At 72.2% G+C, this 22,254-nt stretch carries 25 protein-coding genes and 1 tRNA gene; 8 read left to right on the top strand and 18 right to left on the bottom strand.

Annotation, left to right across the window (positions count from 1 at the left end; genetic code table 11):
- Positions 1-119 precede the first annotated feature (119 nt).
- The 3 genes from QL987_RS01680 to QL987_RS01670 are packed head-to-tail and all read right to left on the bottom strand — an operon-like array spanning position 120 to position 2,230.
- Positions 120-923, bottom strand: a complete 804-nt coding sequence (locus QL987_RS01680) for an SCO1664 family protein (RefSeq protein WP_290155973.1) — start codon at positions 921-923, stop codon at positions 120-122.
- Positions 920-1,462: a DUF3090 domain-containing protein gene (locus tag QL987_RS01675; protein ID WP_290155972.1), complete on the bottom strand. Its 543-nt coding sequence runs from the start codon at positions 1,460-1,462 to the stop codon at positions 920-922. Before QL987_RS01675 ends, QL987_RS01680 begins: the two co-directional genes overlap by 4 nt.
- A 33-nt stretch (positions 1,463-1,495) precedes the next feature.
- A complete protein-coding gene (locus QL987_RS01670) occupies positions 1,496-2,230 on the bottom strand; it encodes an MSMEG_4193 family putative phosphomutase (protein ID WP_290155970.1) in 735 nt (244 codons plus the stop codon).
- 81 nt (positions 2,231-2,311) lie between these two features.
- Here QL987_RS01670 and QL987_RS01665 point away from each other — a divergent pair, with 81 nt between their 5' ends.
- Positions 2,312-2,740, top strand: a complete 429-nt coding sequence (locus QL987_RS01665; RefSeq protein WP_253464296.1) for a BLUF domain-containing protein — start codon at positions 2,312-2,314, stop codon at positions 2,738-2,740.
- Positions 2,741-2,789: 49 nt separating this feature from the next.
- Positions 2,790-4,049 carry an AI-2E family transporter gene (locus tag QL987_RS01660; protein ID WP_290155968.1) on the top strand — a complete coding sequence of 420 codons (1,260 nt, stop codon included), beginning with the start codon at positions 2,790-2,792 and terminating at the stop codon, positions 4,047-4,049.
- Positions 4,050-4,182: 133 nt separating this feature from the next.
- On the opposite strand, the gene QL987_RS01655 is transcribed toward QL987_RS01660, so the two are convergent.
- Positions 4,183-4,818 carry a ScbR family autoregulator-binding transcription factor gene (locus QL987_RS01655; protein ID WP_111074588.1) on the bottom strand — a complete coding sequence of 212 codons (636 nt, stop codon included), beginning with the start codon at positions 4,816-4,818 and terminating at the stop codon, positions 4,183-4,185.
- Between the two features lie 190 nt (positions 4,819-5,008).
- On the opposite strand from QL987_RS01655, the gene QL987_RS01650 reads away from it, so the two are divergent.
- Both QL987_RS01650 and QL987_RS01645 read left to right on the top strand, forming a co-directional pair.
- Positions 5,009-5,194 (top strand): hypothetical protein, encoded by a 186-nt coding sequence (locus tag QL987_RS01650; RefSeq protein WP_166781397.1) that lies wholly within the window; start codon positions 5,009-5,011, stop codon positions 5,192-5,194.
- Positions 5,181-5,696 (top strand): GNAT family N-acetyltransferase, encoded by a 516-nt coding sequence (locus tag QL987_RS01645; RefSeq protein ID WP_290155965.1) that lies wholly within the window; start codon positions 5,181-5,183, stop codon positions 5,694-5,696. The genes QL987_RS01650 and QL987_RS01645 overlap by 14 nt, the downstream gene beginning before the upstream one ends.
- Before the next feature lie 60 nt (positions 5,697-5,756).
- On the opposite strand, the gene QL987_RS01640 is transcribed toward QL987_RS01645, so the two are convergent.
- The 5 genes from QL987_RS01640 to serS form a co-directional block, all read right to left on the bottom strand.
- Positions 5,757-6,602 (bottom strand): helix-turn-helix transcriptional regulator, encoded by an 846-nt coding sequence (locus QL987_RS01640; RefSeq protein WP_290155963.1) that lies wholly within the window; start codon positions 6,600-6,602, stop codon positions 5,757-5,759.
- Positions 6,599-7,366 (bottom strand): SDR family NAD(P)-dependent oxidoreductase, encoded by a 768-nt coding sequence (locus QL987_RS01635; protein WP_290155961.1) that lies wholly within the window; start codon positions 7,364-7,366, stop codon positions 6,599-6,601. The genes QL987_RS01640 and QL987_RS01635 overlap by 4 nt, the downstream gene beginning before the upstream one ends.
- Before the next feature lie 81 nt (positions 7,367-7,447).
- Positions 7,448-7,532: transfer RNA gene (locus QL987_RS01630), tRNA-Ser, on the bottom strand.
- A gap of 96 nt (positions 7,533-7,628) precedes the next feature.
- On the bottom strand, positions 7,629-8,528 hold the full coding sequence (locus QL987_RS01625; protein ID WP_290155960.1) for an HAD family hydrolase: 900 nt from the start codon (positions 8,526-8,528) through the stop codon (positions 7,629-7,631).
- Complete coding sequence (serS, locus tag QL987_RS01620; protein ID WP_290155959.1) at positions 8,525-9,796, bottom strand: serine--tRNA ligase; 1,272 nt, start codon at positions 9,794-9,796, stop codon at positions 8,525-8,527. The genes QL987_RS01625 and serS overlap by 4 nt, the downstream gene beginning before the upstream one ends.
- Positions 9,797-9,935: 139 nt before the next feature.
- Between serS and QL987_RS01615 the strand changes: the two genes are divergently transcribed.
- Complete coding sequence (locus QL987_RS01615; RefSeq protein ID WP_253464307.1) at positions 9,936-11,003, top strand: diacylglycerol kinase family protein; 1,068 nt, start codon at positions 9,936-9,938, stop codon at positions 11,001-11,003.
- Positions 11,004-11,054: 51 nt separating this feature from the next.
- Here the strand turns inward: QL987_RS01615 and pheA are convergent, their stop codons facing one another.
- The 4 genes from pheA to QL987_RS01590 are packed head-to-tail and all read right to left on the bottom strand — an operon-like array spanning position 11,055 to position 14,964.
- Entirely contained in the window at positions 11,055-12,014 is a 960-nt protein-coding gene (pheA, locus tag QL987_RS01610; RefSeq protein WP_111074543.1) for a prephenate dehydratase, read from the bottom strand.
- 20 nt (positions 12,015-12,034) lie between these two features.
- A complete protein-coding gene (locus QL987_RS16885) occupies positions 12,035-13,126 on the bottom strand; it encodes a GNAT family N-acetyltransferase (RefSeq protein WP_356839169.1) in 1,092 nt (363 codons plus the stop codon).
- 9 nt (positions 13,127-13,135) lie between these two features.
- Entirely contained in the window at positions 13,136-13,621 is a 486-nt protein-coding gene (locus QL987_RS01595; RefSeq protein ID WP_290155957.1) for a hypothetical protein, read from the bottom strand.
- Positions 13,618-14,964, bottom strand: coding sequence for a molybdopterin-dependent oxidoreductase (locus QL987_RS01590; RefSeq protein WP_290155955.1), 1,347 nt, complete (start codon positions 14,962-14,964; stop codon positions 13,618-13,620). The genes QL987_RS01595 and QL987_RS01590 overlap by 4 nt, the downstream gene beginning before the upstream one ends.
- Positions 14,965-14,985: 21 nt before the next feature.
- Between QL987_RS01590 and QL987_RS01585 the strand changes: the two genes are divergently transcribed.
- From QL987_RS01585 to QL987_RS01575, 3 genes are read left to right on the top strand one after another with little or no spacing between them, the layout of a single operon-like run.
- Complete coding sequence (locus QL987_RS01585) at positions 14,986-16,464, top strand: glycosyltransferase family 87 protein (RefSeq protein ID WP_290155954.1); 1,479 nt, start codon at positions 14,986-14,988, stop codon at positions 16,462-16,464.
- A 58-nt stretch (positions 16,465-16,522) separates the two neighbouring features.
- Positions 16,523-17,602: a GTP 3',8-cyclase MoaA gene (gene moaA / locus QL987_RS01580; protein WP_290155992.1), complete on the top strand. Its 1,080-nt coding sequence runs from the start codon at positions 16,523-16,525 to the stop codon at positions 17,600-17,602.
- A 5-nt stretch (positions 17,603-17,607) separates the two neighbouring features.
- Positions 17,608-17,847, top strand: a complete 240-nt coding sequence (locus QL987_RS01575; protein ID WP_290155953.1) for a MoaD/ThiS family protein — start codon at positions 17,608-17,610, stop codon at positions 17,845-17,847.
- 80 nt (positions 17,848-17,927) lie between these two features.
- Here QL987_RS01575 and QL987_RS01570 read toward each other — a convergent pair whose 3' ends face one another.
- The 5 genes from QL987_RS01570 to QL987_RS01545 all read right to left on the bottom strand — a co-directional run bounded on the left by QL987_RS01570 (position 17,928) and on the right by QL987_RS01545 (position 22,228).
- Entirely contained in the window at positions 17,928-19,022 is a 1,095-nt protein-coding gene (locus QL987_RS01570; protein ID WP_356839165.1) for an ABC transporter ATP-binding protein, read from the bottom strand.
- The gene (locus tag QL987_RS01560) at positions 19,019-19,801 is read right to left on the bottom strand and encodes an ABC transporter permease (protein WP_290155951.1); all 783 of its coding nucleotides are present in this window, start codon (positions 19,799-19,801) and stop codon (positions 19,019-19,021) included. Before QL987_RS01560 ends, QL987_RS01570 begins: the two co-directional genes overlap by 4 nt.
- 77 nt (positions 19,802-19,878) lie before the next feature.
- On the bottom strand, positions 19,879-20,700 hold the full coding sequence (gene modA / locus QL987_RS01555; protein ID WP_290155950.1) for a molybdate ABC transporter substrate-binding protein: 822 nt from the start codon (positions 20,698-20,700) through the stop codon (positions 19,879-19,881).
- 74 nt (positions 20,701-20,774) lie between these two features.
- Positions 20,775-21,821 (bottom strand): ThiF family adenylyltransferase, encoded by a 1,047-nt coding sequence (locus QL987_RS01550; RefSeq protein ID WP_290155949.1) that lies wholly within the window; start codon positions 21,819-21,821, stop codon positions 20,775-20,777.
- A complete protein-coding gene (locus tag QL987_RS01545) occupies positions 21,818-22,228 on the bottom strand; it encodes a TOBE domain-containing protein (protein ID WP_111074537.1) in 411 nt (136 codons plus the stop codon). Before QL987_RS01545 ends, QL987_RS01550 begins: the two co-directional genes overlap by 4 nt.
- Positions 22,229-22,254: the final 26 nt, after the last annotated feature.

The raw sequence follows: 22,254 nt of genomic DNA, 5'->3' as shown, positions 1-22,254 counted from the left end.
ACCGGTGTTCGTCGAACACGCCGCGGCAAACGGGTGTTCGTCCGACGAACACCGGTGTCTTGCGGACGGGAGGCGCGCCTCCCGTCCGTCACGCGCGGTGCGTCAGCAGGCGGCCGGCGTCAGAAGACCGGCCACGGGACGGCCGGACCGTAGCCGTCCGGCGGCGGGAACGTCGCGACCGCGGCCAGCGCGGCGCACCGTCCGCGGAGGGCCGACAGCTCGTCGTCGGTGAGGTGCTCGCGCAGGGTCTCGCCGAGCGACCCGCGCAGCGCTTCGGACAGCCGCTGGAGCCCGGCCAGTTCGTCCTCGCTGAGCGGTTCGCCGATCCAGCCCCAGAGCACGGTCCGGAGCTTGTGCTCGACGTGGAAGGTCAGTCCGTGGTCGACGCCGTACCGGTGCCCGTCGGCCATCGCCAGGACGTGGCCGCCCTTGCGGTCCGCGTTGTTCGTGACGACGTCGAAGACCGCCATCCGCCGGAGGGCGACCGAGTCCTCGTGCACCAGGGTCACGGCCCGGTCGTCCTCGTCCACGGCGTCGAGCACCTCGCGCACCGTGCCCTCGGCGACCGCGACGGCGGCGTCCTCAGCGGGGACCAGGTCGACGGCGTCCTGGTCGGGGTCGATGTCCTGCCAGCGCTGCACCATGCCCGGGCCGAACGGGCCGTCGCCGATCCAGGTCTCGGGCACGACGTTCCACCCGAGCGCCTCGGACACCAGGTAGGCGGAGACCTCACGCCCGGCGAGCGTGCCGTCCGGGAAGTCCCACAGCGGCTTCTCGCCCTCGATCGGCTTGTAGACGACGTTCTCGCCGTCGAGCCGGGCGAGGAAGGTGGCGTTCGAGGCCTCGCGGATGCGTCCGGTGATCCGCAGCTCACCCGGCACGCTGGGGACCGCGGCGCCGGCGGCGTCAGGGCCGAGCGTCATCCGAGCTCGGGGAAGTCGGGCGGGCTCGGTCGTCCGGCGGCGATGACCTCCCGCGTGCGCTCGACGAAGGCGCGGGCGCTGCCGACCGGGATCTTCACCTGCAGCAGTTCGCTCGGCTCGGACAGCTCGACGACCGCCTCGACCTCGTCGCCGTCGCCGGTCGGCTCGGTGAACACCTCGACGTCGTCCTCGATCGGGTACGCCTCGATGACGACCTGCGCGGTGGCGGGGTCGAAGCCCAGGCTCAGGGCACCGGCGCGGAACTCGGGCTCGACGGGTTGGTCGAGCGGTTCGCCGTCGCGCAGTTCGGTGGGCGCGGAGTCCGGGACGCTGAAGCGGTTGTCCTCGACCGTGGCGACCTCGTCGAGGAGTTCGTTGATCTTGTCGGCCAGCACGGCCGACTGTTCCTTCTCGATGGCGACGCTGACGACACGGCGGCCGTCACGGGCCTGGATGTAGAACGACCGCTCGCCCGGGCGTCCGATCGTGCCGACGACGAGTCTGTCCGGCCAGTCGAAGCAGTGGACGATGGTGGGCATACCCGCATTGTAGGAGCGTGCGGCTCCGACCGTTCAGGGAGTGGTCGGGTCCGGACGCTCGGTGGACGACGGCGACGGCTCCTCGTGCCCGGCGCCGCCGCCGACGACCGCGTCCCCGCTTGGAGCCGCGGCCCGGGCGAGCCACGACAGGTCCCCCGACTCGGTGTTCGTGGCGACGACGTCCGGCCGGGCCTCGCCGTAGCGGACGATCGACACCGACGCCGGTCCGACCGAGATGCGCTGGAACAGGTCCAGGTGCATGCCGAGGGCGTCGGCCAGGACGGACTTGATGATGTCGCCGTGGCTCACCGCGACCCACACCGCGGCCGCGCCGTGCTCGGCCTCGATCTGCGCGTCCATCCGGCGGATCGCGGCGACCGCGCGGGACTGCATGGTCTGCATGGACTCGCCGCCGGGGAACACGACCGCGCTCGGGTTCGACTGCACCACCCGCCACAGGGGCTCGGTGGCGAGTTCGCTGATCTTGCGGTTCTGCCAGTCGCCGTAGTCCGCCTCGATGATGCCGCGCTCGACGAACTGCTGCGGGTCGCCCGGCTGGAAGGCCGTGATCGCCCGTGCGGTCTGCCGGCACCGTTCGAGCGGGCTCGAGACCACGGCGGCGAGGGGCACGGCGGCGATGCGCTCCGCGGTGGCGGCAGCCTGCCGCTTGCCGACGGAGTCGAGCGCGATCCCGGCGGTCCGGCCAGCGAGGAGTCCGGTCGCGTTCGCGGTGGTGCGTCCGTGCCGGACGAGGAGGACGGTCGCCATGGGGACGATCCTAGGCGGCCACCCGGATGCACAATGCGGACACGATTGTGCCGACCGGGGTACGGGGGCGATGATGCCGGTGTGCTGGTCTCCATCGTCTACATGAGCGTCGCGACGCACGAGTTCAGCGAGGACGAGCTCACCGAGATGCTCGCGGGTGCACGGCTGCGGAACGAGGCGCTCGGCGTCTCCGGCCTGCTCGTCGTCAAGGGCGGCCGGTTCATGCAGCTGCTCGAGGGTCCGGCGTGGAGCGTCGACGACCGGTTCGCCGCGATCGAGCGGGACCCCCGCCACCACACCGTCAAGTCGTTGATCCGCGAGGAGATCGACCGCCGCCGGTTCGACGGCTGGTCGATGGCGTACCGCGGGCTGGACGACTCGGACATCGCGTCCGTCGAGGGCTTCAGCCCGTTCCTGTCCGGCACCCTGGATTTCCCGCGGTCCTTCGACCGGACGAGCGCCGCCTGGCTGCTCAAGTGGTTCCGGGACCGCGACCTCGTCGAGGACTGAGCGCGCCGAGACCCGGCGCACCCACCTGTGCGTCTGTACCGTCGGCGTCATGCCGTTCTTCCGCTCCTCCGCCGCTGCCCCACCGACGACGCCACCGACCGAGCCGGTGACCGGGGTGCGCGCTGCCTGGTCGGACTCGTTCGGCCGTCTGGCGACCCGCTGCCTGCAGCTGATCATCCTGATCGTCATCGCCGCGGGCATCGTCTACGCCAGTCAGGTGCTCGGCGTCGTGACGATCCCGGTGCTCCTGGCGCTCATCATCGCCTCGGCCATGCACCCGGTCGTCTCGTGGCTGCGCCGGCACGGGTTCCCGTCGGTGTTCGCGACGCTGACGGTCCTGCTCGGTGTGCTGGTCGTCCTCGGCCTGCTCGGCTACCTCATCGTCGTCGCGGTCGAGAACCAGTGGTCGAGCCTGCAGAAGTCCGCCGTCGAGGGCTTCCAGCAGCTGCAGGACTTCAGCAAGACCCTGCCGTTCGCCATCTCCGACAAGCAGGTCGACGACGCGGTGAAGACCGCCACCGACTTCGTCACGAGCGCCAAGTTCGGCTCCGGTGCCCTGGCCGGTGCATCCGCCACGGCGAACTTCCTCACCGGCCTGGTGCTGATGATCGTCGTGCTGTTCTTCTTCCTCAAGGACGGGCCCCGCATCTGGGAGTTCCTGCTCCGCCCCTTCACCGGCGCCTCGTACGACCGCGCCCGTCGTGTCGGTGACCGCGTCGTCTCGACCCTCGGCGGCTACGTCCGCGGCACCGCGACCGTCGCCGCGGTCGACGCGATCGGCATCGGCGTCGGCATCGCCATCGTCGGCGTCCCCCTCGCCCTGCCGCTCGCGGTCATCGTCTTCATCACCGCGTTCATCCCGATCGTCGGCGCCACCGCAGCCGGCATCCTCGCCGCGCTGGTCGCCCTCGTCGCCCTCGGTCCGGTGCCGGCGCTGATCGTCGTCGGCATCGTCGTGGTCGTCAACCAGCTCGAGGGCAACCTCCTGCAGCCGGTGCTGATGGGGAAGACCCTGCGCCTGCACGGCCTGGTGATCCTGGTCGGCCTGACCGCGGGCACCGTCCTCGCTGGCATCACCGGCGCGATCATCTCGGTGCCGCTGCTCGCCGCCGCCTGGGGCGCCATCAAGGTCTGGGACGGCCCGGACCTGGCCGCCGAACCGTGGCGGCAGAAGCGTCCCGAGGACGTCGAGCACCACGAGCGCGAGAACAAGCGGGCGAAGCGTCGCGCGAAGGCACAGAAGGCCCGCGACAAGCGTCGCGAGGAGCAGGTCAAGGAGCGCGCCAAGCGGGTCGCGAAGACCGACTGACGTCGACGACACGACCGGACTGGAGGCCCGGACCAGCCCACCGGGGCCGGTCCGGGCCTCCCGTCATGTGTCCGGCACCACGCTGCCGCGAGAGGTCCGTCCGATGACTGGAGGTCAGGCTTGCGGCGACAGGTCAGGCGAAGGCGCGGTCGACGACCGCCAGCAACCGGTCGCGGTGCGCCGGGACCACGCAGGCGTGGGCGAGGACGCGCCACATCGTCGCCACCGACGGCAGCAGGTCGACCCGCGCGGCACGGACGTCGGACACCAGCTGCACGCCGGTGAACCACGGGACGACGGTGGCGCCGAGCGCTTCCGGGGTCACCGTCGGTCCGACCTCCCCGGCGGCCACCGCCAGGCGGAAGACGTCGACCACGCTGGCGATCCACTGGTCGTAGAAGGACGACGTCGCGCCGGCGAAGACCCGGTTCTCGAGTGACAGGCGGATGCCGGCGCGGACGACCGGGTCGTCGAGCAGCAGGCCCGCGATCGTCCGCGAGGCCTCGACCAGCCCGCCGAGCGGCGACGGCCCGTCGTAGGTGACTGCCTCGAACGTGCGGGCGTTCTGCTCGTCGATCACGGCGAGCGCGATGGCCTGCTTCGTGCGGAAGTGGAAGTGGATGGCGCCCTGACTGACCTCGGCGGCCTTGGCGATGCCGGAGATGCTCGCGGCGCCGAAGCCCTGGCGGTCGAACTCGACGGCGGCGGCCTCGAGGATCGCGGTGCGGCGGTCCGGTCCGCGGCCGGGGACCGACGTCGGCGTGGTCATGGTCGTGCTTCCCCCGTGGTCCGTCCTGCAGGCCGTGCACAGAACGACCCGTACACTCCGCCGACAACCGTACCGCGGTCGGCGAGCCGCCTCATGCCCCCGATCTGGTGGCGTGTGGGCGAGCGACGCGAGCATGCCGAGTTCTCCACAGGCTCGTCGGTCGTCGGTGGCGCGGGACTACCATCGATGCATGCTCCCCCGCCTGCCGATGACTCGTCCGGGCCGGTCGCGCCGCGACGTCGGCAGCGACGGCCTCACCGATGACGAACGCGCCGCTCTCGTGGCCGAATACCACGCGACGGTCGCGCGGAAGTCGTTGAAGGCCGTCGAGAAGGACGTGATCGACCGCTGGCTCGCCTCGCGTGCAGCCGGATGACCTGACCTGGGTCGGGCTCGCCGGAGAACACGTCCCGGCTCTGCAGGGCTTCACCTGCGCTGACCCTGCACGCGCCACCTGGGATCGACTGCGTCGGGACCACGTTCACCCGCGGCCGTGGGAGCTCGCCGTCCAGTCCTCGATCCGTGGACTGCGGCCACCTCTGCCTCCGGAGGAGAACGCGCTGCTCGCGTTCTCCGGCGACGCACTCGCCGGAGTGTCCCGCGTCAGCTGGACCGACGGTGGCGAGCAGCTCCTGGTCATGAGCATCGCGCGTGACGTCCGTTTCCGTGGCGTCGGCCTCGGCGTCGTGCTGCTCCGTAAGACGCTCGACGTCCTCCGTACGGTTCGCGATGAAGCCGGGGCCGGTTGTGGTGCGTTCGCTCGCGTGGATCACCGGAACGAGCCGAGCCGTCGGATGTTCGAACTCGCGGGGTTCGTGTACCTCGAGAACGACTTCGAGGAACCGAACCTCGAGTACTGGGTGCACGACCTCCTCTGACCTCGGATCAACCTTCGAGCTGAGCCCGCTGCCGTTCGTCGCCGGTGTCCGACGGCGGTGTCAGGGGTGCGGTGATGTCTCGCGCGCGAGGGACGCGAGCATGCCCAGCCGCTCGGCGCTCGCACTGCCCGGGTCGGCGTAGTAGAGCACGAGGAGCAGCCCGTCGACCGGCAGCTTGTCCCGGTGCAGGTGCAGCTCCCCCACGACCGGGTGGTCGACCGTCATCGATCCACCTTCGAGCACCCGGACGTCCTGCCGTGCCCAGAGCTGCCGGAAGCGCCCGCTGGCCAGCGACAACTCCCCCACGAGTTCGACGACCCGCTGGTCATGGACCTCGTCGGCCACCGAGTGCCGGAAGGCTCCGACGAAGCTCGCGACGGCACCCTCCCAATCGCGGTGGAACACACGCTCTTCCGCGTCGAGCAGCAGGGAGCGGAGCCGGTTCTCGCCGACCCGGAGCCGGGGCGAGAACGCGGCCGCCAGGTCGTTCGCCGCGAGGACGTCGAACGCCCGCCCCTCGATGAACGCTGGGACCTGGAGTGCGGCCAGCAAGGCGTGCAGGCGGGCCGGGACCCGCTCCACCGTGCGCCGGGGACGTGCACGTCGGACGGGTTCGGCGAGGTGCTGCAGGTGCGCGCGTTCGACGTCGTCCAGCATGAGCACCCGGGCGAGCGCGTCGAGGACCTGGGGTGACGGATGGGTGTCCCGCCCACGCTCCAGGCGGAGGTAGTAGTCGGTGCTGACGCCGGCGAGCATCGCGACCTCTTCACGGCGGAGGCCCGGCACGCGTCGCACCCCACCGACGGGAAGCCCGACCTGCTCCGGTGTGACGAGTCCACGCCGTGCCTGGAGGTACGCGCCGAGCGGGTTCGTCGGCGTCGCGGTCGGGTCCCCGTCGCGTGTCACGCCGCTGAGCCCGACCGTCCGGGCAGCGTCGCCAGAGCCCGGGAGCGCTGAGTGACCAGGTCGTCGTACGTGCCGTCACGTTCTGCCCACCGGTGCATGAGGACACCCTGCACCAAGAGCTCGTGCGGGGTGGGGTCCTGTGCCAGGATCGCCATCACCTCGGCACCGAAGTCGCCGAGGTCCAGCGCGTTCGGGTTGGTGGCGCCCATCGTGGTGTTCACCGCCGGGGGCACGAGTTCGGCGACGTCGATCCCCGTCTCGGCGAGCTGTGCCCGGAGCGCCTCGCTGTAGGCGTGCACCGCCGCCTTCGTGGCGGCGTACGTCGCCATCAGCGGGAACGGCAGGAAGCCGATGCCCGAGCTGACGGTGACGATCGTGCCGCTGCCCTGTCGGAGCAGGTGCGGCGTGAAGGCGTCGACCACCCGGATCGTACCGAGCAGGTTGACGTCGACCATTCGGGCGGCGTCGGCGAAGTGCGCTGGGTCGCGGAGGTCCTCGGCGACGCCAATGCCCGACATGGTCACGACGGTGTCGAGGTCGGGCAGCAGGTCGAGCACGGTGTCGCGGGCGGTGGTGACGGAGTCGTCGTCGGTGACGTCGATCGAGACGGTGCCGAAGCCCTCGGCGGCGAGCTGGTCGAGCACGTCGGCTCGCCGGCCGCCGACGACGACCCGGCTGCCGGCGTCACGGAAGCGCCGTGCGAGTTCCAGGCCGATGCCGGAGGTGCCGCCGATGACGGCGACGGAGCGTGTGGTGATGTCCATGCCCTCGACGCTAGGTCGACGCGGTGCCCTCATCCGGGGCCCTGCGAGGACCCCTCATCGGTCACGACCGAGATGCTGGAGCGGAGGGTGTGGGATTCGAACCCACGAGACATCTCTGCCCACCTGTTTTCAAGACAGGCTCCATCGGCCGCTCGGACAACCCTCCGTGACCCGACCACGTGGCGAGACGTGACCGGGTCCCGAGCAGTCTACCGAGCCTCCCGGCCCGCGCGCAGCCAGCGCCCGTCAGCCGGAACAGCCGTCAGCGCGGCAACGTGTCCAGTGCCGCCGCGAGCCCGTCGTCCGTGACGCCGCCCGTCAGCTCGTTGCCCGCGTCCACGACGTCGTCGGGCGCCTGCCCCATGACGACCCCGCGGCCCGAGGTGGAGGCCCACCGCAGCATGTCGATGTCGTTTCGTCCGTCACCGGCCGCGAAGACGCGCGAGCGCGGGATGTCGAGCCACTCGCGGACGCGCTCCATGGCCGTCGCCTTGGTGACCCCTTCGGGTGCGATGTCGAGCCACGCGGTCCAGCCGACCGTGTACGAGACCTTGTGCAGGCCCATCTTGTCGACGATGTCCAGGAACTCCTCGAGGCCGTGCTCCGGGGAGATCACGACGACACGGGTGGCCTGGACACCGAGCAGGCGCTCGAACTCGACGTGGTCGCCGGACGCCGTCATGGTGTCGTCGGGGAAGTCGCCGGAGAGCAGGTAGTGCCCGGTCTCGTCCTCGACCCCGTAGGCCCCGTTCTCGAGGGCACCGCGGATCGTCTGCAGGACCTCGGTCGGGTCGAACGTCTCGACGTGCACGCGCTCGTACGCGCCGGACTCGGTGCGCTTCAGGGTGAGCGCACCGTTGGCGCAGACCAGGTACTTCGGCTGGATGCCGAGCCGTTCGAGCAGCGGGACGGTCATGCCCTCGCTGCGACCGGTGGAGAGCATGACCTCGTGCCCGGCGGCTTCGGTGTCGAGGAGCGCCTGGATGACGGTGTCGGTGACGACGCCGTCCTCGCGCATGGTGGTGCCGTCGATGTCGAGGGCGACGAGCCAGCGCTTGACCCGCGCGGGCTCCGCGGCACGGGCCGAGCCCGAAGCCGAAGCCGCAGCGAGGCCCGACCCCGATGCCTCGGAACCGTCGACGAATCCGCGGGAGGAGCTCATCGGGGCTCGATCACCTCGACGCCGCCGAGGTACGGACGGAGCACCTCGGGGATGACGACCGAGCCGTCCTCCTGCTGGTGGGTCTCGAGGATCGCGACGAGCCAGCGGGTGGTGGCGAGGGTGCCGTTGAGCGTGGCGACCGGGGCGGTCTTGCCGCTCTCGGTGCGGTACCGGATGTCGAGGCGACGGGCCTGGAAGGTCGTGCAGTTCGACGTCGAGGTGAGCTCGCGGTAGGTGCCCTGCGTCGGGACCCACGCTTCGAGGTCGTACTTGCGTGCGGCGCTCGTGCCGAGGTCGCCGGCCGCGGTCTCGATGACGCGGTAGTGCAGCCCGAGGTCCTGCAGCATCGACTCCTGGTAGGACATCAGCCGCTGGTGCTCGGCGTCGGCCTGGTCCGGGTGGACGTAGGCGAACATCTCGAGCTTGTTGAACTGGTGCACGCGGAGGATGCCGCGGTTGTCGCGACCCGCGGACCCGGCTTCGCGGCGGTAGCAGGTGGACCAGCCGGCGTAGCGGAGGGCCTGGTCGTCGCCGTCCGGGAACTGCAGGATCTCGTCGGCGTGGTACCCGGCGAGGGCGACCTCGCTGGTGCCGGTCAGGTACAGGTCGTCGGCTTCGAGGCGGTAGACCTCGGCCGCGTGCTCGCCGAGGAAGCCGGTGCCGGCCATCGTCTCGGGGCGCACGAGCGTCGGCGTGATGAGCGGCTCGAACCCGTGCGCGACGGCACGGTCGAGGCCGAGCGACATCAGCGCGATCTCGAGTCGGGCACCCATGCCGCGCAGGAAGTAGAAGCGCGAGCCGGAGACCTTGACGCCGCGGGCGATGTCGATGATGCCGAGGGACTCGCCGAGGTCGGCGTGGTCCTTCGGTTCGAACGAGAACTCCGGCTTGGTGCCGACGGTGCGGAGGGTGACGAAGTCGTCCTCGCCCCCGGCGGGCACGTCGGGCATGACGACGTTCGGGATCGAGCGGACGACCGTGTTGAAGGTGTCCTCGGCCGCGGTGACGGTGGCCTGGGCCTCCTTCACCTTCGCGGAGAGCGCCTGGGCCTGCTGCACGAGCGCGGCCTTCTCGTCCTTCGGCGCCTTGGCGACGGTCTTGCCGAACGCGTTCTGCTCGGCGCGGAGCGCCTCGAACGTGGTGATTGCCGCCCGTCGGGCGGAATCGGCTGCGACGGCCTGGTCGACGACGTCGACGGAGGCGCCGCGCGCCGCCTGCGAGGCCTTGATGAGGTCCGGTTCGTCGCGCAACAGCTGGGGGTCGATCACCGGCCCAGCTTACCCAGCCACGGATGACCAGCCGGTGAACCACCGGACGGGAGGCCCGTGGCACGGCCGATCCGCGCCTCCCGTCCGTCTCGTGGCCGCGTTCCGGACCGCGCAGCACCTGTTCGGTAGCGTTGATCGCATGTCGACGCCCTCGGATGCCACCGCTGTGCCGGAGGACGCCCCCGCAACGGAGCAGCGCACCGCCGCAGTCATCTACAACCCCGTCAAGGTCCACCTGCCGACGCTGAAGCGCACCGTGAACCGGTACCAGCGCGAAGCCGGCTGGGCCGAGACCAAGTGGTACGCCACGAGTGAGGAGGACCCGGGCGGCGGCATGGCCCGCGAGGCCCTCGACGCCGGCGCCGACGTGATCGCCGCTGCGGGCGGTGACGGCACGGTCCGCGCGGTCGCCGAGGTCGTGCACGGCTCCGACGCGGCCCTCGCGCTGCTGCCGAGCGGCACCGGCAACCTGCTCGCCCGCAACATCCCGGCGCCGATCGACGACCTGGGTGCGAGCGCGCACACGATCTTCCACGGCGAGGACCGGCCGATCGACTTCGGCACCGTCGGGGTCGAGCGGGAGGACGGCTCGCGCGAGCAGTTCGGCTTCCTCGTGATGGCCGGCCTGGGCCTCGACGCCCGGATGCTCGCGAACACGAACGACGACCTGAAGAAGAAGGTCGGCTGGCTCGCCTACGTCGACTCGCTGGTCCGCTCGTTGCGGGACGCCAGCGCGTTCGAGTTCCGGTACCGCCTGGACGGTGAGTCCAACCGCTCGGTCCGCGCGCACTCCCTGATCGTCGGCAACTGCGGCATGCTGCAAGCCGGCGCGACGCTGCTGCCCGACGCCGAGATCGACGACGGCGTGTTCGACATCGTCGTGATGCGTCCCCGGGGCTTCTTCGGCTGGGTCCGGATCGCCGCCCGGATGCTGTGGGAGAACGCGATCCTCCGCTCCGTCCGCCGCTCGGCGCTCGGCAACACCGAGATCGGCAAGCGCATCGTCACGAAGGCGCGTGAGGAGCGTCCGTTGCGCTACCTGCGCGGCGAGGAGTTCACGGCCCGCCTGGAGCGTCCGGACGAGTTCGAGATCGACGGCGACCCCGTGGGCGAGGTCGTGGCGTTCCGTGCGCGCATCGACCCGGGCGGGTTGACCGTCCGTGTCGCGGGCCCGGAAGACCAGACGCGGGCGACCCGCCGCCGCTGACGACGCGCCGGACCGCGGACTGTTCCGTTCCGGCGGAACGGGCCGGGAGGCTCAGCTCGCGTCCGGCTCGCCGCTCACGATCGCGCGCAGCCAGTCGCGCGCCTCGACGAACGCCTGATCGGAGTAGCGCGGCGACACCTCGGAGCGGACACCGTCCGCCCGGGGATACGACCCGAGGAACGTGACACGCGGGCTGAAGCGCCGCAGTCCGAGCAGCGCGTCCGCGACCCGTTCGTCCCGCACGTGGCCGTCGAGGTCGATGACGAACCGGTACCGACCGAGTTCGTCACCGATCGGCCGCGACGACAACAGGCCCATGTTGATGCCGCGGGTGGCGAACTGCTCGAGCATGTCGACCAGGGCGCCGGGGTGTTCGTTCGGCAGTTCGACGACGACGCTGGTCTTGTCCGCACCCGTGCGCTCCGGCAGCGCGAGCGTCTTCGAGACGAGCACGAACCGGGTCACGGCGCTGGCGTTCTCGCCGATGGAGTCCGCGAGCACCGCCAGGTCGTAGTGGTCCGTGATGCCGGGCGGGGCGACGGCTGCGTCCGCGACCGAGTGCTCCGCGAGCAGTTCCGCGGCCGCGGCGACGTTCGACGAGGCCGGGATGTGCCCGTGCCCGGGGACGTTCGCCTCGAGCCACCGATGTGTCTGCGCGTAGGCGACGGGGTGGGCGTTGACGGTGCGGACGTCGGCGAGCGCGGTGCCGGGTCGGGCGACGAGGACGAAGTCGACGGGGACCAGGTACTCCCCCACGATCCGCACGCCGGGGATCCGGGCCAGGGCGTCCTGCGTGGCGCTGACCCCGCCGTCGACGCTGTTCTCGATCGCGATCACCGCGCCGACCGAGCGTCCGGTGACGACGTCGTCGAGTGCTTCGCCGACGTTGTTGACGCTCCGCCAGGGCTTGCCGACGGCGGCCTCGACGAGCTTGAGGGCCGCCTCGGTGAAGGTGCCGGCCGGTCCGAGGTAGCTGTAGGTCTCGGCGGGCTGGTCGGCGGCATGGCTCATACCGGTGAGCCTAGCGGCGGTCAGTACAGCAGCTGCAGGGTGTCGGAGTCGCCGTTGCGTCCGACCGTGCGGAAGCCGACGCGTTCGTAGAGGATCCGGGCACCGGTGTTGCCGTCCTCGACGCTCAGGCTGATCCCCGGCCAGCCCGCGCTCCGGCCGGCGGCGACGAGCCGGGCGAGCAGGGCCGAGCCGACACCACGGCCGCGCGCTCGGGCATCGACGGCGAGCGTGAGTTCGGGGACGTCCTCGGCGACGAAGCCGTAGCCCGGGTCGCTGGCGGGCAGGTGCACGGCCCAGGCGACGCCGAGCGGCCCGTCGGTGTCGGAGGCCACGACGCCCAGGTCGGCGGGGCGACGGTCGGTCGGGGCGTCCGCGCTCCGGTCCGGGTCGTCCGTGCTCCGGTCCGGGTCGAAGGCCACGAAGTAGTGCGCGAACTCGGGCCGGTCGAGGTCGGCGTCGGTGAACCGCTCACCCGACCAGTTCATCGCGTCGAGGCTCGCCCGGCGCAGCAGGGGCAGGTCCTCCCGGGTTGCCGGCCGGTAGGTCACGCCGTCGACCACGTCCGGGAAGGCGTCGTCGGCGGTGCCGGTCAGCCGCCCCTCGCAGATCGTCGGCTCGTCGTCGGGGATGTTCGCCACCGCGGCGAAGCGTCCCTCGGGGTCGACGCGACTGAGGAGCACGCGGGAGATGCCGTCGAGTTCCGCGACCTGCTCGTCCGACAGTGCGTCGATGACCAGGCGTCGGGCGGTCCGGACGTGCCCGGGCGCTGCGGCGACGATGTGGTCGAAGCCGGCGTCGGTGAGCCGGACGTCGGTGGCTCGGCGGTCCTCGGTCGAGGGGCACCGGGCGACGAGCCCCCGCTTCTCGAGCCGGGACACGACGTGGGACAACCGCGGCAACGAGGCGTTCGTGGCCGAGGCCAGCACCGACATCCGGAGCGTGTGGAGCTCGGTCTCGGACAGCATCGCGATGACCATGTAGTCGAACATCGTCAGGTCGGCGTCGCGCTGCAGCTGGTGGTCGAGCGCTGCCGGCAGGAGTTCCATGACGGCGACGAACCCCATCCACGCCCGGAGCTGCTCGCGGGAGAGCCAGGGGGTGTCGTCGGTCATGCCCTCATCCTAGGGAGAGGTTGTCCCTGCAACCACAGGTTGGTCCGACCGACGCCGAGCCGTGACCGCGCCCACCACCAGGGCGATCACCACGACGGCGACCAGGACTCCCTCGACCACGAGCAACCGCGTCGTGTAGTCGAACGGCAACACGGTGTCGTTCTTCGTGCCGTGTGCCTTCGCCGCGATCTCCGGCAGCACCACCAGCGCCAGGACGCTGCCGAGGACGACGGCCGCCTGCACCACGACGAGCACCCATCTGTGGAGGGAGCGACCGGCCCGCCGGAGCCCCATGCCGACGGCCAGGACGAACGGGGACAGGATCGCGTCGTGCAGCACGACGGCGCCGAGGAGCCAGGTCGCCAGCCCACCGATCCGGTTCGGCCGGACGGTGGTCACGAGGACCCAGGCGCCGAACGCCAGGACCAGCACGCCCAGGACGACCAGCACGATGCGGGCCGTGCGGACCCGGTTGTCGACGACGACGGCGCTCATGCGATGACCTCGATCCGTTCGATCCACTTCGTCTGCAGCACACCCGGACGGCCGGGCGCGATGATCCGGGCGGGGAACCCGTGTTCCAGGTCGAGCTTCTCGCCGTTCAGCTCGAGGGCGATCAGGGTCGTCGGGTCGGCGGTGTACTCCGGCCCCATCTCCATGATCCGGTAGCCGCCGTGCCGCTCCAGGCTCGTCACCCGGACGTGCACGTCCGGGGCGACCTGCACCGCGGCGAGGAGGTCGCGCATCCGGACCCCCTTCCACGTCGCCATCTGGCTCCAGCCCTCGACGCACGCGATCGGCAGGCGCGCCTCGGTCTGGCCGAGGGCGATCAGCTCGGCACGGGAGAACGTCCGGCTGACCGAGGGGCCGGCGACCGTGAGTGCCCAGTCGGCGGCGGTCGCGGTGGCGAGGACGCCAGCGGCGCGGGCGGTGCGGTTCACCGGCAGTCCGTTCTGGCCGAGGTGCCGCTTGCGGGGACCGAAGACGTTGAACGGTTCACCGACGGCCGAGGACTGTCCGACCGTCAGGGCGACGACGCCCGCGGTGGCCGCGGTGACGCCGGCGATGAACCCACGGCGGGCGACGCGCTGACGGCGGCCGTCGGCGGACGCGGCGGTCCGCGTCACCGGGACGGTGTCGGTCGCCGGTGCGACCGGACCGGGGGCGGGAGTGCCGTCGATCCAGCGGTGGAGGCGTCCGACGAACCCGCCGGAGGGTGAGGCGGAGCCGGGACGGGCCTCCTGTCCGGCCGGGTCGTTCGGATCCGGCAACTCGCTGCCCACCGTCGCGTCGGCGACGAAGCGGCCCTGCGCGTCGAAGGAGTCCCGCTTCCGCCAGTACCGAGTGATGATCTGCAGCTTCGTGCCGATGTGGATGAGCAGCGACCCGATCAGCACGTACGCCAGCGCGTTGTGCACCTGCTTGAACGGGAACGGCCACGGGTACCACTGGTAGGTGTTGAGCAGACCGGTGACGACCTGCACGAGCGCGGACGCCACGAACACCGCGATCGACGCACGCTCGAGCAGGTGCAGGACGCTCCGGACCGGCGGGGTCTGCACCAGCGCTGGCATCACGACGTTGAGCTTCGCGAGCAGCAGCGGGATGATCGCGATGCCCGCCGTGATGTGCAGGCCCTGCGTGAACTGGTAGAGCTGCACGGGCCGGGTCGGGAAGCGCATCCAGCCGAGGGGCTCCTGCAGCAGGTGGCTGTAGACGCCGGTCAGGAAGCAGACCAGGAACGCGATGCCGAGCAGGCGGCCGGTGACCACGGCGCTGCGGGCGGTGCGGTTCGGCGAGGCCATCGCGTCACGGGTGTGGCGCATCAGGCGCTGCACCCCCGCTACTGTCGTCGGACCATGAGCGAACGACTGCGTCCGACCCGTCTCGACCGACGAGCGCTCGCCTCGAGCGTGCTCGTCCCGACCGCGCTCGCCGTCGTGGGCGTGCTGGTGCTCGGCATCGTCATCGCGGTGGGTGTCACGCATCTGGGGTTCCTCCGGGAGGGTCATCGCTCTCCATTCGTTGCGTGGACCCTCATCGCTTGGACGGTCTTCGCAGGCGCCGTGCTGGCGCTCAGGTTCGTGCCCCCGCACCTGGTGACGCGGATCGTCCTCGGTGGAGCGGTGATCGTCGGCATCGCGGCCCTGATCGGACCACCGAACACGAGCACCGACTCCGCACGCTACGCCTGGGACGGCATCGTGCAGCACGCGGGCATCTCGCCGTACCTGCACACCCCGCAGTCGGACGTGCTGCAGCACCTCCGCCCGGACTGGTTGTTCCCCGACAAGGTGAACGGCACGTGCGACGACATCAAGCCCCGGTTCCGCGGTCTCGGCGACGGTCGGCTCGGCCACTGCACGGCGATCAACCGCCCTGACGTCCCGACGATCTACCCGCCGATGGCCGAGCTGTGGTTCGCGCTGGTGCGGGCGTTCGTCCCCGCCACCGCGCAGTACCTGCCGTTCCAGTTCGCCGGACTCGTCGTCTCGCTCGGCGTCACCGTCGGGCTGCTCGTCGTCCTCCGTCGCCTGGGCCGTCCCACCTGGTGGGCCGCGCTCTGGGCCTGGTCCCCGCTCGTCGCCGCCGAGGCCGTCACGAACTCGCACGTCGACGTGGTCGGCGCGGCCCTGGCCACCGCGGGCGCCGTGCTCGTCGCGTTCGGTCGCCCGATCTGGGGCGGCATCGCGCTCGGCGCCGCGACCGCGACGAAGCTCATCCCGGCGATCGTGTACCCGGCGCTGCTCGGGCGGTGGCGCAGCTGGTGGGCGATCCCGGTCGGCATCGCCACGTTCGGGCTGCTCTACGTGCCCTACGTGCTGACGACCGGCCCGAAGGTCCTCGGGTACCTGCCCGGGTACCTGTCGGAAGAGGGGTACGAGGACGGCTCGCGGTTCGCCCTGGTCGCGAAGGTCGTGCCCGGGGACGCCGCGACGATCGTGGTGGGGCTCGTCGTGCTCGTCGCCGCGGTGCTGGCCTGGCGGCTGTCCGACCCGGCGAACCCCTGGTCCGGCCAGGTGTTCATGATCGGCGTGACCTTCCTCGCCGTGACCCCGCGCTACCCCTGGTACGCACTGCTGCTCATCCCGTTCGTGGTGCTCTCCGGCCGGTGGGAGTGGCTGTCCCTGACGCTCGCGATCGCCCTGCGCGGGGTGTGGCCCTCGGTGGTCGCCTACCGGTGGTGGCTGCTCGCGGCGATCGCCGTCGTGCTCGTCGTCACCCTCGTCCGCACCCGCCGCGAGGACTGGCTGCGCTGGCGTGACCGGCTGCTCGGCCGAGACGCGGTGCGCCACGACACGGTCCACCCGGATCGCAGCGACGGCACCGTATCCTGAGGCGATGCCGGCCCAGATGCTGCCCTCGACGGGTCAGCTCCTCCCCTCGTCGGACCTGATGCGTCGGGTCCACCCCGAGGCGCCGGCGCCCGGACCCCTGGACCGCACCGACCTGCCGCCGCGTCCCGCCGGTGACCCCGGCCTGGTGGACCGCTTCGGCCGGTACGCGGTGGACCTCCGGGTCTCACTGACCGAACGCTGCAACCTCCGCTGCACGTACTGCATGCCGGCCGAGGGGCTGCCCTTCGCGCCCGATGCCGCGCTGATGTCGGCGGACGAGATCGCCCGGCTGGTGGGCCTCGGCGCGGAGCAGCTCGGTATCCGCAAGGTCCGCTTCACCGGCGGCGAACCCCTGCTCCGCAAGGACCTGGTCGACGTGATCGCCCGGAGCGCGGCCGCCCACCCCGACCTCGAACTCTCGCTCACCACGAACGCCATCGGGCTCGCCGGACGCGCCGCCGCCCTCCGCGCCGCCGGACTGCACCGGCTCAACGTCTCGCTCGACACCGTCGACCCGGACGTCTTCGCCGAGGTCACCCGTCGGCCGTTCCTCGACCGGGTCCTCGAGGGCATCGCGGCCGCCGCCGACGCCGGCCTCGGGGTGAAGGTCAACGCGGTCCTGATGCGCGGGGTCAACGACCACCTGGCCTCCGAGCTGCTGGCCTGGTGCCTCGAGCGCGGCCACGAACTGCGCTTCATCGAGCAGATGCCGCTGGACCCGGGCCACGCCTGGGACGCGTCGACGATGATCACCGCCGTGCAGATCCGCGAGATCCTCAGCGTCGACTACGAACTCACTCCCGACGAGGCCCCGCGGAACGGTGCCCCGGCCGAGCGCTACCGCGTGCGGTCCCGGGCGACCGGACAGGACCTCGGCACGGTCGGCGTCATCGCGAGCATCACCGAGTCCTTCTGCGCCGACTGCACCCGCACCCGTTTGACCGCCGACGGCCACGTCCGCAGCTGCCTGTTCTCGGACGACGAGGTCGATCTGCTCGGACCGCTGCGCGCCGGTGCCGACGACGACGTGGTCCTCGACCGGTGGCGTCGGGCGATGTGGGCGAAGCCGCGCGACCACGGCGACGACAGCGACGGCTTCGTGCACCCCACCCGGGGCATGAGCGCGATCGGAGGATGACGGACATGACCACGCTGCGCTTCTTCGCCGCCGCCCGTGCCGCGGTCGGGCTCGACGAGACGACCGTCACGGCGGACTCCCTCGACGACGCCCTCCGGCGGGTCGAGGCCACCGACGTCGACCGCTGGACCGCACTGCAGGAGCGCTGCTCCTACCTGGTCGACGGCGTGACCACCCGCGACCGCTCGACGTCGCTCGTCGGGGTCGACGTCGTGGACGTCATGCCGCCCTTCGCCGGCGGCTGAGACGGCCGGTTCCGGAGGCTGGGACGGCCGGTTCCGGAAGCTCGGACCGGGCCGCGGCCAGCACCACGACGGCAGGGTCGTCAGCGCTCCCACACCGTGAGCTCGGCAGGCGGGATCTGCACCCGCACGGGTGTCCCCGGTGTCAGCCCGAGCGCCGCGACCGCGGCGAGCGTCAGGTCCGCCGTGAGCTCCCCGGCCCGTACCCGCACCAGTCCGTCGCGCGGCTCCAGCTCGGTGACGGTCCGGAGCAGCCCGCCCCGGGCGTCCTGGTCCGCGCGGGTGACGACGGCCGCGGTCGGGTGGTGCGCGGCCGAGACGGCACGGCCGGGAGGCACGCCGTGCGTCCCCGACACCAGCCGGCCCCCGTCGTCGGGCCGGCTCCCGGCACCGGGAGCGGCACGGTCCAGCACGAGACCGTCCGCCGTCGCCGTGCCGTGCAGGACCATGAGGCCCGAGAACGTCGCCGCGAAGGCACTCCGGGGTCGGGCGAGGACGTCGGCGGGACGCCCCTCCTCGACCACGCGGCCGTCCTCGAGCACGACGACACGATCCGCGAGGGCCATCACCTCGACCGGGTCGTGCGTCACGAGCAGGCTCGGGCGGCCGGCGACGGCGGTGCGGAGGGCTGCGCGGACCTCCTGCCGCGCGCCGACGTCGAGCGCCGAGGTCGGTTCGTCGAGCAGGACCACCGACGGGTCCGCCGCCAGGGCCCGGGCGATCGCGACGCGCTGGGCCTGACCACCCGAGAGGGTCCCGGGTGCGCGGTCTGCCAGCTCGGCCACCCCGACGGCGGCCAGGGCCTGACGGGCGGTGTGGCGGACCTCCCGGCCGGAGCGTCCGGCAGCCCGCGGACCGAAGGCGACGTTCGCCAGCACGCTCCGGTGCGGGAACAGGTCGGGGCGCTGGGCGACCAGGCCGACGCGGCGGCGGTGTGCCGGGACGCTGCGGCCCGGGCCGGCGAGCAGTCGCCCGGCGGAGCGGACCTCGCCGGCGTCGAGGGCGAGGAGGCCCGCGACGGCGTCGACGTCGCCCTGACCGTCGGACCGACCGAGTGCGTCGCCCTGATCGGCCCGAACGGTGCCGGCAAGTCCACCGTCGTCGACGCCGCGGTCGTGACGGACGACGTGGGCGACCAAGCCGGCCGGGTCGACCAGGTCGGCCGGCCCGGCCGTCACAGCGCGGCTCCGCGGGTCCGGACCGAGGCCAGCCCGATCACCAGGACCGCGACGACGACGAGCACCAGCGCGAGTGCGACCGCGGTGTCCGGGTCGATCTCACGCTGGAGGTACACCTCGAGCGGGAGGGTCCGGGTGACGCCCTGCAGACTGCCCGCGAAGGTGAGGGTCGCACCGAACTCGCCGAGTGCCCGGGCGAAGCAGAGGACCAGGCCGGCCGTGATGCCGGGCAGCACCCGGGGCGTGGTGACCGTCAGGAACGTGCGCGTCGGACCGGCGCCGAGCGTGGCGGCGACCCGCTCGTACCGGTCTCCCTCGACGCGGAGCGCCCCCTCGATCGACGACACCAGGAACGGCATCGCCACGAACGTCTGCGCGATCACGACCGCCGCCGTGGTGAACGCGATCCGCAACCCGTGCTCGTCGAGGAACGCACCGACGACGCCGAGCCGACCGAACGCGGCGAGCAGGGCCAACCCGCCGACCACGGGCGGCAGGACCAGCGGCAGCAGCACCACGGCCCGTGCCACCCCGGTCCAGCGTGAGCGCGACCGCGCGAACAGGACCGCCAGCGGGTACCCGAGGACGAACGCGATGCCGGTCGCCGCGGTCGCCGTGCCGAGGCTCAGCCCGAGCGCGGTCAGCGACGCGGGTGAGGTCACCAGCGCGACGAAGGACCCCCACTGGACCCGACCGACCATCGCGAGCACGGGGACGACGACGAACAGGCCGCCGAGCACCGCGGGGACCGGCAGCCACCACGGGACCGGGCCGCGCACCGCCGGGCGGCTGCGGCGGCTGCGGCGGCTGCGGCGGCCGTCCCGGTGGCCGCTGGGCTGTGCGTCCGGCACGGGGCTCAGGGCCTGCCGAAGCCGGCGTCGCCCAGGGTCCGCTGGCCGGCGGACGACAGGACGTACGACGTGAAGACCCGGGCGAGCGCGGGGTTCGCCGCGTCGCGCAGGACGCTGATCGGGTAGGTGTTCACCGCGTCGGACGCGGCCGCGAACGGCACCCCGTCGACGTCCGCACCGGCACCCTGCACGTCGGTGCGGTAGACGATGCCGGCATCGGCCTGGCCGGAGCGCACCTTGCCGAGGACGTCGGTGACGGACTGCTCCTCGCTGACCGGGTGCAGGTCGACACCGCTCGAGCGTTCCACCGCGGCCGTCGCAGCGCCGCACGGCACCGGGGCGGCACAGGTCACGAGCTGCACGCCGGAGTCGTCCAGGTCCGCCAGGTCCCGGATGTGGTGCGGGTTGCCCGGGGCCACGGCGATCTCGAGCGTGTTCGTCGCGAAGTCCTGCGGTGAACCGCTGGCGAGGCTCTGCTTGCCGAGCTTCGCCGTCGTGGCCTGGTCCGCCGAGGCGATGACGTCGGCGGGGGCGCCGTTCTGGATCTGGGAGACCAGGTCGCTCGAGCCGGCGAACGAGAACGTGACGGTGGTGCCCGGGTGCGCCTGCTCGAAGTCGTGTCCGAGCGTCGTGAAGGTCTTCTGCAGCGACGCGGCGGCGAACACCGTGATCGAGCCCGTGGGCACGGCGTTCGACGATGTGCCCGACGATGGGCCCGGCGTCGTGCTGGCACCCCCGGCTGCTGGCGTGCTCGCGCAGCCAGCGAGCGCCAGGGCCAGCAGCACGCCGGTGGTCAGGACGGTCGTCAACTGTGTGCGCTGTCGCATCGGAGGGGCCTTCTCACTCACCTAGGTGATCCGCAGGTGCGGACCGGTGCGACGATCCTACCCGCAGCAGCGGATCAGTTCGGTGAGAGGGGTAACCCCTCGCGACGCCAGGCGTCGACACCGCCGTCGAGGACGGTGACGGGCCTCCCGACGGTCCGCGCCCATGCGTCGGCCCGCGGCCCGCGCGCGCAGGTGACGACGACGTCCCCGTCCGGCAGGGCGGCGTCGCCGTGCACCGAGCCGGCGATGACGCCGGTGGCCCACTCCTCGGCGGTGCGGACGTCGACGAGGGTCAGGGTGTCGGCCGGATCGGCCAGGCGGGCGGCGAGCGCCGCGGGCGAGATGCGTGGGGCGGCCGAGGCCGCTCCTGCCGCTCCGGCCTGGAGGCCCGTGGGACGTCGCGACGCCGGCCCACGTCGGATCGGGCTCTCGGTCCACCGCCAGCGCCGGGCGTCGACCGTCAGGAGTCGGCCGAGCAACGGTTCTCCGAGGCCGGCGACGAGGGCCGTCACCTGCGCGGCCATCACCGACCCGACCGCCCCGCAGAGCGCCGGCAGGACACCGTCGATCGCGCACGAGCCCTCGTCGGGCAGGACCTCGGGGTGCAGGTCGTGGAAGTCGATGCCGTCGTCCCCCGCGTCGCGGAAGACCGAGACCTGGCCGTCGTAGGACAGCACGGTGCCCCAGACGAACGGGATCCCGAGCGGTGCACAGGCGTCCGAGATCGCCCGCGTGACGTCCACCGCGTCGGCGGCGTCGACCACGACGTCGTGCCCCGCGACGTGCTCGGGCCGGAAGCGACCGACGACCGCGACGACGTCGAGCTCGGGATCGACCGCGCGGGCCCGGGTTGCAGCGACCTCGGCCTTCGCGGCGCCGACGTCCGCAGTGGTGAAGAGCGTCTGCCGGGCCAGGTTCGAGCCGTCCACGACGTCGTCGTCCACGATCGTCAGGCGTCCGAGCCCACTGCCCGCCAGGTAGGAGACCACCGGCGCACCGAGCCCACCGGCACCGACGACCAGGACCCGCGCCCGCCCGAGTAGTTCCAGGACGTCCGGGCCGGAGCCGGCGAGCGCCGCCGTCCGCGAGCCGAGTCGGCGGCGTGCGGTGCTGACGGTCATGCGTCCTCCTCCGGACCCGGTGTCTCGACCGTGACCATCGTGGCCTTGACCGAGGCGACGGCGACCGACCCGATCTCGAGTCCGAGGTCGCGGACGGCTTCGGAACTCATCAGCGAGACGACCCGGTGCGGGCCGCACTGCAGCTCGACCTGGGCCATCACGGTGTCGACGACGAGCCCGGTGACGATGCCGACGAAGCGGTTCCGTGCCGAGCTCCGGACGCCCGAGGGGTCGGCGAGCTGGTCGCCCCGCGAACGGGCGTACTCGGCGAGCTCCCGACCGTCGACGACCGCCCGTCCGACGGCGTCCGTCGCGCGGCTGAAGGTGCCGCCCTCGACCAGGCGGCGCACGGTGTCGTCGCTGACCCCGAGGTACGTCGCGGCGTCACGGATCCGGAGCTGCGTCATGACGACGACCCTAACTGTGGAACGCC

The organism is Curtobacterium sp. APC 4022, from assembly GCF_030407555.1.
GTDB lineage: Bacteria > Actinomycetota > Actinomycetes > Actinomycetales > Microbacteriaceae > Curtobacterium.
This window is presented reverse-complemented; position numbering and strand designations above follow the sequence as displayed.

Coding starts and splice junctions, on each gene's coding strand:
- QL987_RS01655 (WP_111074588.1), bottom strand. CDS start 4,818: ATGACCACGCCGACGTCGGTCCCCGGCCGCGGACCGGACCGCCGCACC.
- pheA (WP_111074543.1), bottom strand. CDS start 12,014: ATGAGCCATGCCGCCGACCAGCCCGCCGAGACCTACAGCTACCTCGGA.
- QL987_RS01635 (WP_290155961.1), bottom strand. CDS start 7,366: ATGGACATCACCACACGCTCCGTCGCCGTCATCGGCGGCACCTCCGGC.
- modA (WP_290155950.1), bottom strand. CDS start 20,700: ATGCGACAGCGCACACAGTTGACGACCGTCCTGACCACCGGCGTGCTG.
- QL987_RS01550 (WP_290155949.1), bottom strand. CDS start 21,821: ATGACCGTCAGCACCGCACGCCGCCGACTCGGCTCGCGGACGGCGGCG.
- QL987_RS01680 (WP_290155973.1), bottom strand. CDS start 923: ATGACGCTCGGCCCTGACGCCGCCGGCGCCGCGGTCCCCAGCGTGCCG.
- moaA (WP_290155992.1), top strand. CDS start 16,523: ATGCGTCGGGTCCACCCCGAGGCGCCGGCGCCCGGACCCCTGGACCGC.
- QL987_RS01675 (WP_290155972.1), bottom strand. CDS start 1,462: ATGCCCACCATCGTCCACTGCTTCGACTGGCCGGACAGACTCGTCGTC.
- QL987_RS01650 (WP_166781397.1), top strand. CDS start 5,009: ATGCTCCCCCGCCTGCCGATGACTCGTCCGGGCCGGTCGCGCCGCGAC.
- QL987_RS16885 (WP_356839169.1), bottom strand. CDS start 13,126: ATGACCGACGACACCCCCTGGCTCTCCCGCGAGCAGCTCCGGGCGTGG.
- QL987_RS01595 (WP_290155957.1), bottom strand. CDS start 13,621: ATGAGCGCCGTCGTCGTCGACAACCGGGTCCGCACGGCCCGCATCGTG.
- QL987_RS01670 (WP_290155970.1), bottom strand. CDS start 2,230: ATGGCGACCGTCCTCCTCGTCCGGCACGGACGCACCACCGCGAACGCG.
- QL987_RS01660 (WP_290155968.1), top strand. CDS start 2,790: ATGCCGTTCTTCCGCTCCTCCGCCGCTGCCCCACCGACGACGCCACCG.
- QL987_RS01585 (WP_290155954.1), top strand. CDS start 14,986: ATGAGCGAACGACTGCGTCCGACCCGTCTCGACCGACGAGCGCTCGCC.
- QL987_RS01575 (WP_290155953.1), top strand. CDS start 17,608: ATGACCACGCTGCGCTTCTTCGCCGCCGCCCGTGCCGCGGTCGGGCTC.
- QL987_RS01615 (WP_253464307.1), top strand. CDS start 9,936: ATGTCGACGCCCTCGGATGCCACCGCTGTGCCGGAGGACGCCCCCGCA.
- QL987_RS01545 (WP_111074537.1), bottom strand. CDS start 22,228: ATGACGCAGCTCCGGATCCGTGACGCCGCGACGTACCTCGGGGTCAGC.
- QL987_RS01625 (WP_290155960.1), bottom strand. CDS start 8,528: ATGAGCTCCTCCCGCGGATTCGTCGACGGTTCCGAGGCATCGGGGTCG.